Source organism: Streptomyces sp. NPDC038707 (assembly GCF_040636485.1).
Taxonomy (GTDB): domain Bacteria; phylum Actinomycetota; class Actinomycetes; order Streptomycetales; family Streptomycetaceae; genus Streptomyces.
Genome location: NZ_JBEZUP010000007.1, coordinates 209,892 through 223,658, shown reverse-complemented (window position 1 = coordinate 223,658; position 13,767 = coordinate 209,892). Strand labels below are relative to the sequence as shown.

General features: G+C 69.9%; 15 protein-coding genes and 3 pseudogenes. 7 read left to right on the top strand and 11 right to left on the bottom strand.

The genetic code is table 11. The features are described from left to right. Positions 1–138 precede the first annotated feature (138 nt). From AB0E62_RS12925 to AB0E62_RS12915, 3 genes are all read right to left on the bottom strand, one after another. Positions 139–327: a hypothetical protein gene (locus tag AB0E62_RS12925; RefSeq protein ID WP_362191687.1), complete on the bottom strand. Its 189-nt coding sequence runs from the start codon at positions 325–327 to the stop codon at positions 139–141. Beyond that, positions 324–494: a hypothetical protein gene (locus tag AB0E62_RS12920; protein ID WP_318216459.1), complete on the bottom strand. Its 171-nt coding sequence runs from the start codon at positions 492–494 to the stop codon at positions 324–326. Before AB0E62_RS12920 ends, AB0E62_RS12925 begins: the two co-directional genes overlap by 4 nt. Before the next feature lie 73 nt (positions 495–567). Beyond that, positions 568–1,056 carry an Asp23/Gls24 family envelope stress response protein gene (locus AB0E62_RS12915; protein ID WP_362191685.1) on the bottom strand — a complete coding sequence of 163 codons (489 nt, stop codon included), beginning with the start codon at positions 1,054–1,056 and terminating at the stop codon, positions 568–570. Positions 1,057–1,211: 155 nt separating this feature from the next. Between AB0E62_RS12915 and AB0E62_RS12910 the strand changes: the two genes are divergently transcribed. From AB0E62_RS12910 to AB0E62_RS12890, 5 genes and pseudogenes are all read left to right on the top strand, one after another. Beyond that, complete coding sequence (locus AB0E62_RS12910) at positions 1,212–1,787, top strand: RNA polymerase sigma factor (RefSeq protein WP_362191683.1); 576 nt, start codon at positions 1,212–1,214, stop codon at positions 1,785–1,787. Then, positions 1,778–2,452, top strand: coding sequence for a hypothetical protein (locus AB0E62_RS12905; protein WP_362191681.1), 675 nt, complete (start codon positions 1,778–1,780; stop codon positions 2,450–2,452). Before AB0E62_RS12910 ends, AB0E62_RS12905 begins: the two co-directional genes overlap by 10 nt. Beyond that, positions 2,449–2,826 (top strand): hypothetical protein, encoded by a 378-nt coding sequence (locus AB0E62_RS12900; protein WP_362191679.1) that lies wholly within the window; start codon positions 2,449–2,451, stop codon positions 2,824–2,826. Before AB0E62_RS12905 ends, AB0E62_RS12900 begins: the two co-directional genes overlap by 4 nt. Positions 2,827–3,008: 182 nt before the next feature. Next, positions 3,009–3,278, top strand: a pseudogene (locus tag AB0E62_RS12895) (DUF5994 family protein); the annotation flags it as partial. An 802-nt stretch (positions 3,279–4,080) separates the two neighbouring features. Then, the gene (locus tag AB0E62_RS12890; RefSeq protein ID WP_362191677.1) at positions 4,081–4,569 is read left to right on the top strand and encodes a GNAT family N-acetyltransferase; all 489 of its coding nucleotides are present in this window, start codon (positions 4,081–4,083) and stop codon (positions 4,567–4,569) included. Positions 4,570–4,840: 271 nt separating this feature from the next. On the opposite strand, the pseudogene AB0E62_RS12885 reads toward AB0E62_RS12890, so the two are convergent. The 3 genes and pseudogenes from AB0E62_RS12885 to AB0E62_RS12875 all read right to left on the bottom strand — a co-directional run. Continuing rightward, positions 4,841–5,026, bottom strand: a pseudogene (locus AB0E62_RS12885) (aldo/keto reductase); the annotation flags it as partial. 106 nt (positions 5,027–5,132) lie between these two features. After that, a pseudogene (locus tag AB0E62_RS12880) lies at positions 5,133–5,414 on the bottom strand (aldo/keto reductase); the annotation flags it as partial. 57 nt (positions 5,415–5,471) lie between these two features. Beyond that, on the bottom strand, positions 5,472–6,164 hold the full coding sequence (locus AB0E62_RS12875) for an SDR family oxidoreductase (protein ID WP_362191675.1): 693 nt from the start codon (positions 6,162–6,164) through the stop codon (positions 5,472–5,474). Between the two features lie 115 nt (positions 6,165–6,279). On the opposite strand from AB0E62_RS12875, the gene AB0E62_RS12870 reads away from it, so the two are divergent. After that, positions 6,280–6,840 carry a TetR family transcriptional regulator gene (locus AB0E62_RS12870; RefSeq protein WP_362191673.1) on the top strand — a complete coding sequence of 187 codons (561 nt, stop codon included), beginning with the start codon at positions 6,280–6,282 and terminating at the stop codon, positions 6,838–6,840. A 210-nt stretch (positions 6,841–7,050) separates the two neighbouring features. Here the strand turns inward: AB0E62_RS12870 and AB0E62_RS12865 are convergent, their stop codons facing one another. Next, entirely contained in the window at positions 7,051–7,866 is an 816-nt protein-coding gene (locus AB0E62_RS12865; RefSeq protein ID WP_362191672.1) for a hypothetical protein, read from the bottom strand. A gap of 1,266 nt (positions 7,867–9,132) precedes the next feature. On the opposite strand from AB0E62_RS12865, the gene AB0E62_RS12860 reads away from it, so the two are divergent. Next, positions 9,133–9,483, top strand: coding sequence for a hypothetical protein (locus AB0E62_RS12860; RefSeq protein WP_362191670.1), 351 nt, complete (start codon positions 9,133–9,135; stop codon positions 9,481–9,483). Positions 9,484–9,683: 200 nt separating this feature from the next. Here AB0E62_RS12860 and AB0E62_RS12855 read toward each other — a convergent pair whose 3' ends face one another. The 4 genes from AB0E62_RS12855 to AB0E62_RS12840 all read right to left on the bottom strand — a co-directional run bounded on the left by AB0E62_RS12855 (position 9,684) and on the right by AB0E62_RS12840 (position 13,729). After that, positions 9,684–10,292, bottom strand: a complete 609-nt coding sequence (locus tag AB0E62_RS12855) for a TetR/AcrR family transcriptional regulator (RefSeq protein WP_362191668.1) — start codon at positions 10,290–10,292, stop codon at positions 9,684–9,686. Positions 10,293–10,840: 548 nt separating this feature from the next. Beyond that, positions 10,841–12,424 (bottom strand): succinic semialdehyde dehydrogenase, encoded by a 1,584-nt coding sequence (locus AB0E62_RS12850; protein ID WP_362191666.1) that lies wholly within the window; start codon positions 12,422–12,424, stop codon positions 10,841–10,843. 15 nt (positions 12,425–12,439) lie between these two features. Further along, on the bottom strand, positions 12,440–13,360 hold the full coding sequence (locus AB0E62_RS12845) for an acetoacetate decarboxylase family protein (RefSeq protein WP_362191664.1): 921 nt from the start codon (positions 13,358–13,360) through the stop codon (positions 12,440–12,442). Between the two features lie 159 nt (positions 13,361–13,519). Further along, positions 13,520–13,729 carry a hypothetical protein gene (locus tag AB0E62_RS12840; protein WP_362191662.1) on the bottom strand — a complete coding sequence of 70 codons (210 nt, stop codon included), beginning with the start codon at positions 13,727–13,729 and terminating at the stop codon, positions 13,520–13,522. Between the last annotated feature and the right edge of the window lie 38 nt (positions 13,730–13,767).

The window sequence follows — 13,767 nt, the reverse complement described above, 5'->3', positions numbered from 1 at the left end:
GGTGAGCGGGCGACGCGGAGCCGCGGCCCGAAGGACCGGGATCGGGTGTCATCGCGATCGCCCTTCCTTCCCACGGCGTGCCCCGACCGGGCCGTGGGGCCGCTCACCGGACCCGCCCCCGGCTCGCCTCGGCGGCGGTCACCAGGCGCCGTACCAGCAGGACGTCGCCGAACGGGTCGCCCAGCTGACCGGCTTGCGCGTGGGAGAGGTCCTCCTCACGGCCCTGTCCGGGATGACGGTGGCGCCCCGCTCGGCCGGGGGCGGCAGGCCGTCGGCCGGCGCCGGTGGGCCCGACGCCTCGCCGGGGGAACCGGGCCGGGTCTTCATCGCCGCCTCCGTGCCCGGACGTCGAGGTCGCCCTGCACGACGAGACCGACGATCAGCCCCGCCGTGCCCAGGACCAGTACCAGCAGAAAGGCCCAGAAGCCGCCGAAGTAACCGGCGAAGCCCAGGGCCATGCCGGCCGCGAGGCCCGTCGTTGCTGCGTTCATCATGCACTCACCCGTCTCGCGCAGGAGCGTCGCCGTGCGCGTGATCGTCCGCGTCGGCTCGGGGCGCGGCTGTGGCTCACCTCACGCGGGCCTTGTCCGGTTCGGCTTCCTCTTCGTCGGGCAGGTGGACGTCGTCGACGGCGATGTTCACCTCCACGACCTCCAGGCTCGTCATCCGCTCCACGGCGCTGATGACACTGGTGCGGACGCCGCCGGCGACGTCGACGATGGGGACGCCGTACTCGACGACGACGTCCAGGTCGACGGCGGCCTGGCGCTCGCCGACCTCGACCTTCACGCCTCGCGTGACGGCTCCGGCTCCGCCTCCGCCTCCGGGGACGCGTTCGCGCATGGCACCGAAGGCTCGGGCCATTCCCGCTCCCAGGTTGTAGATGCCCGGCACCTCGCGGGCTGCCATGCCCGCGATCTTGGCTACGACGCCGTCGGCGATGGTGGTCCTCCCCCGTGACTCGGCCGGAGCTCCGGCCCCGGTGGGGCCCTTCAGGGCGCTCACGCCCGAGTCGGGCCGGCTTCCCCCGCCGACGCTGGTGATGTTGTCCGTCATGGCGGTCGCCTCGATCGGTCGGCCGGGCACCGGAGTGGTGCCCGTCAAAGGGTTGGACACACGGTGCGGCGTACACCCTCACACACATTTCGCGTGACATGCGTCACATCTCCGGGTGGGGGTACACGTTCGTTCCGAGCCTGCGTGGGAGCGTCATGAGCGAACACACTGCTTCCCCACGACTGGGAGCCGACCTGCCCGACCGACTGCTGGTCGTACGGGCGGCCGAGGGAGACGACGACTCCTTCGCCCTTCTCGTCCAGCGGCACAGCCGGTCCCTCCTGGGCCTGGCCCGCTGCATGCTGGGCAACCGCCAGGACGCCGAGGAGGCCGTTCAGGACGCATTCGTCAGCGCCTGGCGGCGACTGCCGGAATACCGTCACGGCGCGGAGTTCCGCACCTGGATGTACCGGATCACCGTCAACCGCTGCCTGACCATGCGCCGCCGCCGACCGCCGCCCCTCCCCCTGGACTTCGTCGCCGAACCCGCGACCGGCGACGCGTGGAGCCAGCCCGCCCGGACCGCCGAGCAGGACGCGGCCACGGCCGCCCTGTCCCACGCGCTCGCCGAGCTGGACGCCGGACAGCGGGTCTGCTGGATCCTGCGGGAGCTGCAGGGCCTGCCCTACAAGGAGATAGCCCAGGTGACGCACACCGGCGAGCAGACGGTGCGCGGCAGACTGTTCAGGGCACGCCGATCCCTGCAGGAGGCGATGGGCCCATGGCGCTAGACGACCCGCACACGCGGCCTCCCGGACCGGCCGGAGCCGACCGGCCCCGCAACGGCTCGGCCGCCGCCGACATGCCCCTGTTCGCAGGCGATGAGGTACTGCCCTGCGGCCGCCTGCTCAGCCGGGTCTGGGAACAGGCGCAGGACGCGGCACCGGCCGCGGACCCGCACACGGCGTCCTGCCCTCACTGCCGCGAGGCCGTCCAGGGACTGGCCGCGGTGAACGCGGCCACCCGGGCACTGCGGGCCGAGGACCCGCCCGGCCTCTACATGCTCGCCGACCGCGTCATGGACATCGTCAGGGCAGAGGTACGGCTGGGGCGGCTGCTTCCCCTGGCCGAACCGGCCCGGGACCTGCGGATCGCCGAGAGCGCCGCCGCGAAGGTACTGCGGCAGGCCGCGGGCACGGTCCCCGGCGCCAGGGCCGCGACCTGCCGGCTGGCACCCGAGGGCAACGGCACCGACGTGCGGGTGACCATGACCCTGGCCGCCGCCCTCGACCGCCCGCTGCCCGACCGGGTCCACCAGGTACGCCGATCGGTCCTCCACTCGGCCGGGCAGGACCTGGGGCTCGCGGTGACGGCCGTCGACATCACCGTGGTCGACGTACTGGAGCCGTGGCCGCCCCTCGGCCACGCCGTCGCGACCGGCGGTGGTACGCGATGACCGCCACCGGCACCACCGCACTCCCCGGCGTCGCGGCCGAGGCTGCCCTCGCGGTCCCCGGCGTGGCCGGCCTGCAACCCCGCCTCGCCCAGCGCCTCGCGGCAGCCGCCGAGCCCACCCGGGCGGACACCACACCCCACCGCATGCCGCCGGAGGCCGGCCTGCGCACCGACCGGGCGCCAGACGGTTCGGGATGGCACATCGAGGTGCGCTGCGTCCTGACGGAGGGTCGGCGGGCACTGGACATCGCCCGGAACGTCCACGACCGGGTGACAGCCGCCGTCATCGCCCACCTCGCCACCCACGGTGCCGCGGAGCCGGTCACCGTCGCGGTCACTGTGACCGGTATCGCCGCCCGGCACGACGCGGCATGAACAAAGGCGCGGGCACGGGCCCCGCGAACCGTCGCTCCGTCGCCTCCTGCGCTGACCGCGGCGGCGGGCGGCCGGCGCCTCGTGCTCCGTTCAGCCCGCCGTCGCTCCGCAACGGGTCCGTCGGCCCCCGACGAGGAGTGCCCTGGTGACTACCGAGAGCATTCCGTACACCGGCTTCCACGCTGACGTCGTTCCCGGCGCTGATCGACGGTGCCTGGTGGCCCCGCTCCCGCGACCTGACGGCGGAGCTTCCGGTACTCATCGAGGTCCTCGACCTCGAGCAAGACCCGCACAAGCTGCTGCTGCTCTCCTACACCGTCGGCCGCTGGGACCTGCTGGTCATCCCACCGGAGACAGAACCGGCCATCGCCGCCCGGCTGATGGCCACGGCCACCGACCCGTCACGGAGCCTCACGGCGACCTGCCTGATCCATGAGGCCGAAGCCTCCCGGACCGCGGCACAGGAAGCGGCCGACCGGGGCTTGCTCCGGCCGCGGCACGGCACCGAAACGTGTACCTCCCGCACAACGGCTCTGTCCCAGATCCCGGTGCGCGTTGCTGTTGGCACAGATGTCCGCGGTAGTGGACTGCGCCCGATCGCCCGGGCATCCCCCGAGGCGACCAGCCGACCCTGTGCCTGGAACACAGGCTGCTGAACCGGTCATTCGCCTTTCTGCACGCGAACACGACCGTGTACCGAGCGCAGGAAGATCCGTGTCCGGCCCTTCGCGCTGCGAGGCCGGTCTCCTGAACCGAGGTGCGATGGGCAATGCCTGCGCGACGGTATCCGCACCATCGACGTCGACCTGACCACGGTCACCTTCTGCGACGCGACCGGCCTCAACGCGTTGCTCCACGCGTCATGGGCCACCGTCGTGGCAGGCGGATCCCTGCGCTTGCACCACTCGCCCCCGGCGCTCGCACATCCGCATGCGCTGCGCCAGCAGCTCCTTGCTGGGGTGACGGGGGGAGGGGCTGCCCATGCCGATCCCGGCACGGCGGGCGATCTCGGAGACGGGAGCGTCCCAGCCGCGCTGCGGCAGGCCAGGGCAAGCAGCGGTTGACCACCCCGTTCTCCGGCTCTGCCGCAGCGGTTCGGGCGTCCCAGTTGCTGTCGGCATGCGGCCGATGCGGCGGCAAGTGACCTGGTCGATCGGGGTCTGGGCAGGCGGTCCCCGGGGGGCGGTGCAGGAATCCTGCCCGAGCAGCCGACCCGCCGTACGACGGCACGCCCCGGTGCGAAATACTCTCCCGATGAGTTCACGCACTTCCGCGATCGGCCAGCCGGTCACGATACGGAGGGCCGTTGCGCGGGATGCCAAACGGCTCACGCGTCTCGTGCGTGGCTCAGGCGCCTACGCGGGTAAGTACGCAGCCGCAGTCGCGGGCTACCGGGTCGGCCCTGATTACATCGAGGCCCACCGCGCCTTTGTGGCCGTCGGCGCCGGCGAGCAGGGAGGCCGGGTCCTCGGGTTCTACTCGCTCGTCCTCGCTCCACCGGAGCTCGATCTGCTGTTCGTCGCTGACGAAGCGCAAGGACGGGGTATCGGACGGCTGCTCGTCGCGCACATGCAGTCCGAGGCCCGTGCCGCCGGGCTCGACCGTGTCAAGGTCGTTTCGCATCTTCCCGCCGAGGGCTTCTACCACCGTGCAGGTGCAGTGCGGATCGGGACCGCGCTCGCGAACCCGCCCGCCGTGCCGTGGGACCGTCCCGAATTCGAGTTTCGCGTTTCTTCGGGATGACGCGGGATGAAGCGGGGTGACGCGGTGTGCCCGTTCGCAGGGCACCCGGCTTCGCCTGCATGGTGGCCGGCATGCAGAGCCACTGGGCGCCGCGCGTTCCGTGTGTGCCGTCCCCTCTGCCGGCGATCGCCAGGACGGTGTCGACGACGGCGGTCTTCTGGCCGGTGCTCTCGGTGTGGATGACCACGCCCAGGTCGCTCAGGCGCCACTCCGCGGAGCTGCGGTACTTGCCGGTGAGCAGTCCGCCGCCGAGCGGGGGCCACAGGGCTGCGCCGAGCCCGAGGCTCTCGGCCATGGGCAGCAACTCACGGTCGGCGGTGCGCTCGACGAGGCTGTACTCGTGCTGGATGCCCACGATCGGGGCCCAGTTCCTCAGGTCCGCGAGAGTTACCGCGCGCGAGACGCGCCAGGCGGGGAAGTTGGACAACGCGGCGTGGTGGATCTTGCCGGCACTCACCAGGTCGTCGAGCCCGCGCAGGAGTTCCTCCAGCGGAGTGAGCTCGGCGCTTCAGGCTCGCCTCGACCGAGGCGACCATGTTCTTGCGGCTGTTGCCGGTCTTGGAGATGTCCGGCTGCGGGGCGGCGCCGAGGGCGAACTTCGTGACCAGGACGAAGTGGTCGCGGTCGGCGCAGATCAGCTTTCCGGTCAGTTCCTCCGACTCGCCGAACTGGTAGCCGTCCGCGCTGCCGAGAAAGGTGCCGCCGGCCTCGGCGAACCGGTCGAAGATCCGCCGGGCCTCGTCTGGCTCGGCGCCCGCACCCCAGCCGGTGCCGAAATTCGCGGTGCCGAGCGCGTACTCGGAGACGCGCAGTCCGGTCCGGCGGCCGAAGGTCGTGTAGCGCATGAGACGTCCTTGCATGAGGGGGGTGAGGATGGTCGCGCCGGGGTGGAGGGGTGAGCGTCAGCCCGCGTTCGGCTGGGGTGCCGCGGACAGGCTCTGCTTGACGTACCGGCTGGTCTCGTCGGCGAGGATCTCGGGCAGGCCGGTCTCGAGGCCGTACAGTGCCTGGGCCGCGACGTCGGAGGCGGCGACCTTTTGATCGGCGGGCACGCCGGCGGCCATGTCGGTGTCCATGTAGCCGACGTGCAGCGCCGAGACGGTGATCCCGCGCGGTGCCAGCTCCTCACGGGTTGCGTCGCTCAGCGCCCAAGCGGCGGCCTTGGACGCGGCGTAGGAGCCGAGTCCTGCCGGGTGGAACCAGGACAGGGCGGACAGGACGTTGAGCACGGCGCCGCCGCCGTTGCCCTCGATGACAGGGGCGAAGGCGCGGGTCGCGGCGAGCGGGCCGAAGAAGTTGGTCTCCATCTCCCGGCGCACCTCAGCCACGTCGCCTCCCATCAGCGTCGCGCCGGTGGAGATGCCCGCGTTGTTGATCAGGAGTGTCGTGTCGGACGCCACGCGCGCGGCCTCTCGTATCGACGCCTCGTCCGTGACGTCCAGCCGCAGCGGGATGACGCCCGGCACGTCGACCGTCTCGGGGCGTCGGGCCGCGCCGTACACCTTCGCGCCGCGCTCGACGAGCTGGTCGGCAAGGTGCCGCCCCAGGCCCCGGTTGGCGCCGGTGACGACTGCGACTGCGTTCTTCAGTTCCATGTCCACTCCTGGTCGTGGCGGGCGCCGACGGCCACCCGCAACTGTTTAGATTATGAATGCAATCTAAGCATGAGTCTATGATAGATGCCAGTCGCAATCTAAATGGGAGGTGGTCATGGGCCGCGTATCACAGGCGCAGGCGGAGGAAAATCGCAGGCGGGTGGTGGACACTGCATCCCGGCTGTTCCGGGAGCAGGGCATGCAGGTCAGCGTCGCCGACCTGATGAAGGCGGCCGGTCTGACCCACGGCGCCTTCTACAAGCAGTTCGCTTCCAAGGAGGCACTCGTCGACGAGGCCACCGCGCACGCCTTCGCCGAGCTCGCCCAGCGCTACAGCGCCGGGCTCGAGCGGCACGACGGGCAGCGCGCCGCCGCCCAGCAGGCGCTGCTCGACGCATACCTCTCCGTCGAGCACCGCGACGCCCCGGCGGACGGCTGCCCGGTCGCCGCGCTCGCCACCGACATCGCGCGCGAGGGCGGGGGGCGCGAGGCCCGTCGCGTCTACGCCGAGGGGGTGGCCGACTTCGCCGGTTTCCTGGCCAGTGACGACCAGGACGGCATCGTCCGCCTGTGCACTCTGTTCGGTGCGCTGGTCCTGTCCCGGGCCACCAAGGGCTTCCCGCTCTCCGGGGAGATCCTCGCCGCCGCGCACGCGGCCTTGACTGAAGCGGACTGATCACGGGCGCGGTGGCCGCGCCGTGGCAGCCGTCCGGTCCCCCGGGGAGGTGACGAGCCGGTCGTCATGACGCTCGTTCGACGCTCTGCCCACGTGGAGAGGGAGGCAGAGAGCCGACATAGCGCTCTGACCTGGTATTTCACAGCTTGAACCGGTCGCGAAAGCTCCTGAGCTGCGGTTGTGTGTGCGCACCATGTGCGGTGCGGGCGTTCAGCAGGTGGGGCCGTGAGGGCTCCAGTGCCCGAGGAGGGGTTTCAGGTCGTCGGCTCGTGGCTTGGGAATGTCGGGCAGCCGGGGCGGTGTGTTCAACGGGTCGAGGCGCTCGACGGTGGCCGCTGCCCAGCTGATCCATTCCTCGGCTTCGGTTCTGGCCTGGCCCGGAGGCATGGCCTCGACTCGCGTGCGTACGGCGCTCACGTATTGGGTCAGTCGGGTGGCGTGGCGCCACGCCGCTTCCTGAGCTTCCAGGTGCCGGACGCGGTACGCCTCCGCGTACCGGATGCGGGCTGATTCCATGGCGGCTTCCCAGCGGATGCGCTTGTGGCGTGCCGCTTCGGCCTCGTCCTGGCGTCTGCGTTCGGCGGCTTCGCCACGAAGCGTGACCTCCTGTGCGATCTCGGCGAGCTGGTCTTCGAGGGCGCGGCCGGGAGCGTCGGCCCATTCGCTCGCCCGGTGCGGCTGACCGCCGCTGAGGATGAAACGGAGGCGTTCGGATGGGGTGTAGTCGAAGCGGGGGATTCTGACCCAGGAGTTCTTCTTGGCGTCGGCGAGTTCCTTCTCGGTGGCGACGTGCTCGGTCCGGTCCTGCTCCTGGAGGACGAGAAACCCCACTGGCTGTCCCTGTGCGGTGATGGTCAAGTGGGGATTTGCCCTGCGGCGGCGATGAGGTGGGGGTGCGAAGCCGGTTTGGCCGGCCGCGCAGGTGTGTCCTTCGGCCTCGGCGGCGGTGATCAGTGCCTGGACGAGTCGGAGCGCGCGTCCTTGGACGGGCTTGGTCAGGCCGAGCGGCTGGCGTTCGTTCTGCATGGCCCGGATTACGGTGTGCGGCCGAGTGAGCCGCGAGGGCACGGGGACGGGGTCGAGGACGGCGAGACGCCAGGCGGGGATATCCACGAGCTTGATCTCGTACCCGTCACGGCACCAGCTTCCGTACAGCTCCTTCGTCTCCGGAACCCTTCCGGACCTGCGTGCGGCGGCGACGCGGGACGGCCACTGCTCCAAGCCGGGACCGCTGCCGCACACGAGGCCGTGACGGAGGGCGTGGCTTCCGCTCGGCGGCCGGAGTCCTCTGCGCTCGGGTGGACTGGGGTCGTGGAGCGGCGGCCTGGGTCTTCCGGGGGCGTGATCCGAGGGGAGGGTACGTGCCGTGCGCCAGGTAGTGCCGACCGGCGCTCGTCAGGGCGACGCTCCACTGCCCGGCCTTCCGGGAGACCGTCACCAGGCCCCGGTTGTGGAGCGCCTGACAGGTGGTCTTGTAGGAGTTGGTCCTCCATACGTTGGCAGGACACCCGGCTTCCACCCACTGCAACACCGAGAGCTGCCGCTCATTGACCCGCCGTTCCAAGGGCCCGCCTTCGACTCGCAGTGACGTACGACGGCGGTACGGTGCCAGTTCCGGTGGTAGGCGGCCGGTGCTTCGAGTCAATTCGCTCGAACGAGCGGGCTGACGTGGCTGGAAGCCGGTTGGGCCGAGAACCGTAGGTGGGGGTGCCTGTCCTACGGCGGGGTCTGACTCCTGAGATCTCTGACCCGAGGTGTCCTGATCACACTGTGCCGACCGCCGGCCAGGGGGCTGCGCACTGTTGGTCCCGGGCTGATGGACGTGTCTCGATAGGGGCTTGCCGGAAAGGCGTCATCACGATTCTGACCGTCCGCACGGTCCGCTACCGGCTGCGCACACGCAGGCTGCCAGGGTCGCTCATGTCCTGCACCACGGTGTGACCCTGGCGCGTATTGGCAGTGATCTTGTTGTTCGGCATCTGTGTCCAGGAGGCAGTGGTCCGGGCTGCTGTAACCCGCACCATCTCAAGGTGGGGTCAAGAAGCAGAACATGCATGATCGTCTGACGGAGGTGTCCAACCGGGAGATCAGGGCGTTACGGGAGGAGTACTGGAACGCTCCTCATGAGAAGCGGTCTAAGCTCGAAGTCCTTGCCCAGCGGCATGGCGTGTACAGGGGACCATTCATCAATGGTTGCGCGGAGCCAGCCGCCAAGAAGCAGGTGGCCCCACCGGCGAACTGGAGCCCGAGGCGGAGGCACGGACAAACCACGCACGCCGCGAAGCTCAACGCATGGTGAAGATCTCGGACGCCCGGGTGCGCGAACTGCGTGAGACTGCTGTGTCCATCGGGGTGCGCAGGCAGCCGAGACTGGTGCCGAGCGAGGCGGACTCTGTCAAGCTGATCGGCGACTTTCTGCACGTCGCCCGCGCCAAGCGGGCCCTGGTGGACAGTGGACGCTGGAAACTCGCCTTGGCCGTGGTGCCCTCCTGTGTTCCTGCCCAGCAGCTCAAGGTGCTCGCTGAGGTGGCGCGGCGGCGGGCAGTTGGACGGAGTTCCAGGATCGGTTGTGCCGTCCGGGTAGTGTTCAGGCACCGGCACGCAACCGGCCGGTCCAGGTCGAAGCCATCGTTGCTTCCCTGACCCCCGAGCCGTCGACACAGGCGTCACGGGAACGAGTACGACCACCTCGCCCTGATCACCCGCGACGCCCCCACCTCCCAGCGTGGGCGCTTCGGGAGCCACGCTGCTGACCTTCAACGAGCACGCCCACTTCGCCGGCGACAGACGCCACATGCGCACCTACCGCTGAGCCGGTTTCGACAGGCAAGACTGCGGACAGCCTAGATCGCCGTCGGCCCGGTCGTTCCCTGAGCCATCGCCGGGGACGCGCTGAACAGTGCATGTACGGCAGCCTGAACCTGTGCGGCGACGATGCCGGGAGTGGAGGAGTCGAGTTTGCCGTCGAGGTGCAGGAACGCCAGGCCGTGAACCAGGGCCCACACGGTGGTGGACAGGGCGTCCGCGTCCACGCCGGGGAAGGTGGCCCGGACGATACTGCGGACGTACTCCGAAATAGCGGCGGTCGCGGCGACCCGTTCCGCGCTGGTCGGATCGCAGGGCTCGGCAAACATGGCCCGGAACAAGGCCGGGTGTTCCAAGGCGAACTGAACATAGGCGACGGCGACCGCGGCAAGTTCGTCGGGGGTCGAGGGCGCGGGATGAGCCTCGGCCAAGTGTTGGGCCAGCTCCCGGTAACCTTCGGCAGCCACCGCAGAAACAAGCGCGTCGCGGTCGGCGTAGTGGCGGTAGGGGGCCGTGGCCGACACCCCGGCGCGCCGGGCCACCGCGCGCAGCGACAGAGCCGCGCTGCCGTCCTCCTCGAGAAGCTCACGCGCGGCGCGCAGGCAGGCGGCACGCAGGTCGCCGTGATGATACGTGTCATGAGACATAGGTCACAGTCCCTAATGCTTACGCCGCTTACGTTCTCTTTCTCATGTGAACGTCGCATACATCGTATGTGATCGAAAAGGGAAGGGGGAAGCAGGTGGTCAGTGACCTGTTCCAGTCACTCCTGCATCGCCCCGGCCTGACTGGCGGATGGAACCGTGACGTGGTCCCACAACCCTCGCGTCCGCCGCCAACAAGGCGCGAGCGCGTCACCTGGTATCCGCCTCGCCCTCGGAGGCAACCCCGAATCACCCGGCAATCGCGCTGACACCTCAACGGCTCCAACAGCGCAACGCCTTGCGTCGCTGTCGCGGCTGGCTGTGCGAGGCGCACGGCGTGGGCCGGTAGATCACCGTTGCGTGGTGTTGTCGGCGCCGGCGTCCTTCCAAAGCCTCAGCGGTCATTTTCCCGAAGAAATTCCGGTCTGTACGAGCTTGGCAGTTGCGATGCCATCGGGTACGCATCTCCCGACGGACCGGATGGAGAGGGTGAGTCTGCTGTCCCCCTGGAACTGCCCACGTCGGGGCAGCTCCTGGATGGCGGTCGCGGTTCAGCGGACGCCGGCCGCCTTGAGTGCCTTGAGTGCTCTGGTCAGGAGACCGGCCCAGGACTCGGGGCTGATGCCCGACGGTGGGTAGAAGCCCTGGATGCGCTGGTGAGCGATGGTCTGCGGTTCGGTGTACTTGAGGATGCCGTCGGCACCGTGTCGGCGGCCGAGTCCGGAGTCGCCCATGCCGCCCATGGGGGCGTCGATGCTGCCCCAGGCAGCAGCGAAGGCCTCGTTGACGTTGACGGTGCCGGCGTGGACGCGGGCGGCGACGGACCGGCCGCGGGCTCCGTTGCGGCTCCAGACGCTGGCGTTGAGGCCGTACGTGGTGGCGTTGGCCAGGGAGACGGCCTCGTCGACGTCACGGTAGGTGTAGACGGAGACGACCGGACCGAAGGTCTCGTAGCCGTACAGGGTCATCTCGGGCGTGACGTCGGTGAGGATCGTCGGCTCGTAGAACAGGGGACCGAGGTCGGGCCGCGCCTTTCCGCCGGCGAGGATGGTGGCGCCCTTGGCGACGGCGTCGTCGACGTGCTCGGTGACGGTCTTGAGCTGGGCCGGGGTGGTGAGGCTGCCGACGTCCACGCTGTAGTCGTACGCGGCGCCGATCTTGAGGTTCCTGGTGCGCCGGGTGAACGCCGCGACGAACTGGTCACGGATGGACTCGGCCACGTACAGGCGCTCCACGGAGACGCACAGCTGCCCGGCGGAGGGGAAGCAGGCGGCGACGGCGCCGTCGGCGGCCTTCTCGATGTCCGCGTCGTCGAGGACGATCATGGGGTTCTTGCCGCCGAGTTCGAGGGAGGCGCCGATGAGGCGCCGACCGGCGTCGGCCGCGATCTGGCGGCCGGTGGCGGTGGAGCCGGTGAACATCATGTAGTCGGCGTTGTTCATCAGGGCGTCGCCGATGGAGATGCCCCGGCCGATCACCATCTGCCATGCGTCCTTGGGCAGACCGGCCTCGTACATGAGGTCCATCGACCACAGGGCGGTCAGGGCGGTCTGGGTGTCGGGCTTCTGGACGACCGCGTTGCCAGCCATGAGGGCGGCGATTGTGTCGCTGGCGGCCATGCTCAGCGGGTAGTTCCACGGCGAGATGACGGTGACGACGCCCCTGGGGTGGCGCAGCTCGGTGGTGTGGGTGAGCAGCGGTATCGCGCCGTGGCGGCGCTTGGGGCGGAGGTACTTGGCGGCGTTGCGCGCGTAGTAGCGGGAGACGATGCCGATGTCGACGACCTCGAGGAATGCGTCGCGGCGGGTCTTGCCGTTCTCGGCCTGCATCAAGTCGAGCGCCTCGTCCTGACGGGCCAGGATCAGGTCGTGGTAGCGCAACAGGATCTTCTTGCGCTCCGAGACCGGTGTGGCGGCCCAGGTCTTCTGCGCGGTCCGGGCGCGGACGAACGCGGCCTCGACGTCGTCGGGGGTGGAGACCGGGAGGTCGGCCAGGGGGACGCCGGTGTAGGGGGCGGTGGTGGTGACGCGTGCGGCGTTCGGCGCGGCCGAGACGCGGTCGGTCAGCCGCTGGAGGAAGGACGGGGTGACGGTTGCGGGAAGACCGGTCGTCGGGCCAGCGGACGAGGTGGGCATGGCGGAGCTCCTTTGTTACTTGTCGCGGCTCTGGACCGAGGTGGGGACCGGCATGTGCAGGGCGGCCTGACCCTCGGTCATGACGTCGAACTGGATGGTCCGCTTCGGCTTGAGCGACCGCAGGTCGTCGGACATACGGCCCTCGCCGAGCTGGAGGGCGATGCCGCTGGTGTTGCGCGTCGTGCCGGCGTTCAGCACGTTGGTCTGGTTCAGCGTGGAGTGCCACGCGCCGTCGATCCGGGTGTACGAGGTCAGCGAGCCGACGCGCTCCCCGCTCACGTAGGCCTTCTGGGTGGGGGTGTTGGCCAGCAGCGACAGGTCGACCCCGCCGGAGTCGTTGGCCACGCGGGCGGTCGTGCGGTGGTGGTTGATGTCGACGTCGAGGCCGGTGACCCACTTGGGGAATCCATAGCCGTCGTGGCCGCGGACCTGGGCGATCTCGGTGCTGACCGGCAGCGACAGGACGTAGGAGTCGAGGTGCTCGTTCTTCAGGCCGGTGACGAGGTCGAAGAAGCCGAGCCTGCCGTGGCGCGCGGGCTTGACCGCGATACCGACGGCCGCCTCGGTGTAGAAGTCGATGTCGCACACGTCGTAGCGGAAGAACATGACCGAGACCAGGCCGAGGCCGGGCACGATCTCCAGCGGCGAGAGTTCCTCGGGCAGCCGGGAGCGGATCGCGCGGGAGGGCGCGAGCATCGTGAGCCGGGCGGTCGAGATGGTGTAGTAGAAGTTCGGGGTGAGGGTGGGGCCGATCGGGGAGTCGACCTTGATCTTCGGGAGCTTCCGGAAGAAGTCCACGTTGCTGACGCGCGGGTCGCGGGCGATCGCGTCCAGGTCCGGGGCCATGCGGTAGCGGTCGTACATCCCGTCCTTGGGGACGGTGACCTCGTGGCCTCCCAGGTCGACCTTGACGATGTCCTTCTGGTTCGACGACATGGTGCTCTTTTCCCACTCCGATGTAAGCGGTGTATACATTGAACTGCAGGACGCCATGTTTGCAGCGTCAACACTGAGGTCGGGGCAATTCTCGCGGAATGTTCCGGGGATGCCCCCGCGTAACGGCGAGCTCCCGCTCCGGTAACGGGGAGCTCCCGCTCATCGCACCTTGCCGAGCCGCCGGTACGCGGTCGAGAGGATGCTGGACCACACCGTGGCCACCGCTCCGGGCGGGGCCGCGGGCTCGTGCGTGTTCTCCGCCTCGTGGGGCTCGGTAGACGACACCTCTGCCGGGGCGGGGCGTGACAGGGAGCCGCCGCCCGAGCGCTCCTCGCTCAGGTCCTCGTCGTGCTGGGCCGGCTGCGTCATCCCCGTACTCCCTGTCGTGCCTCGGCGGTGTGGAGCGG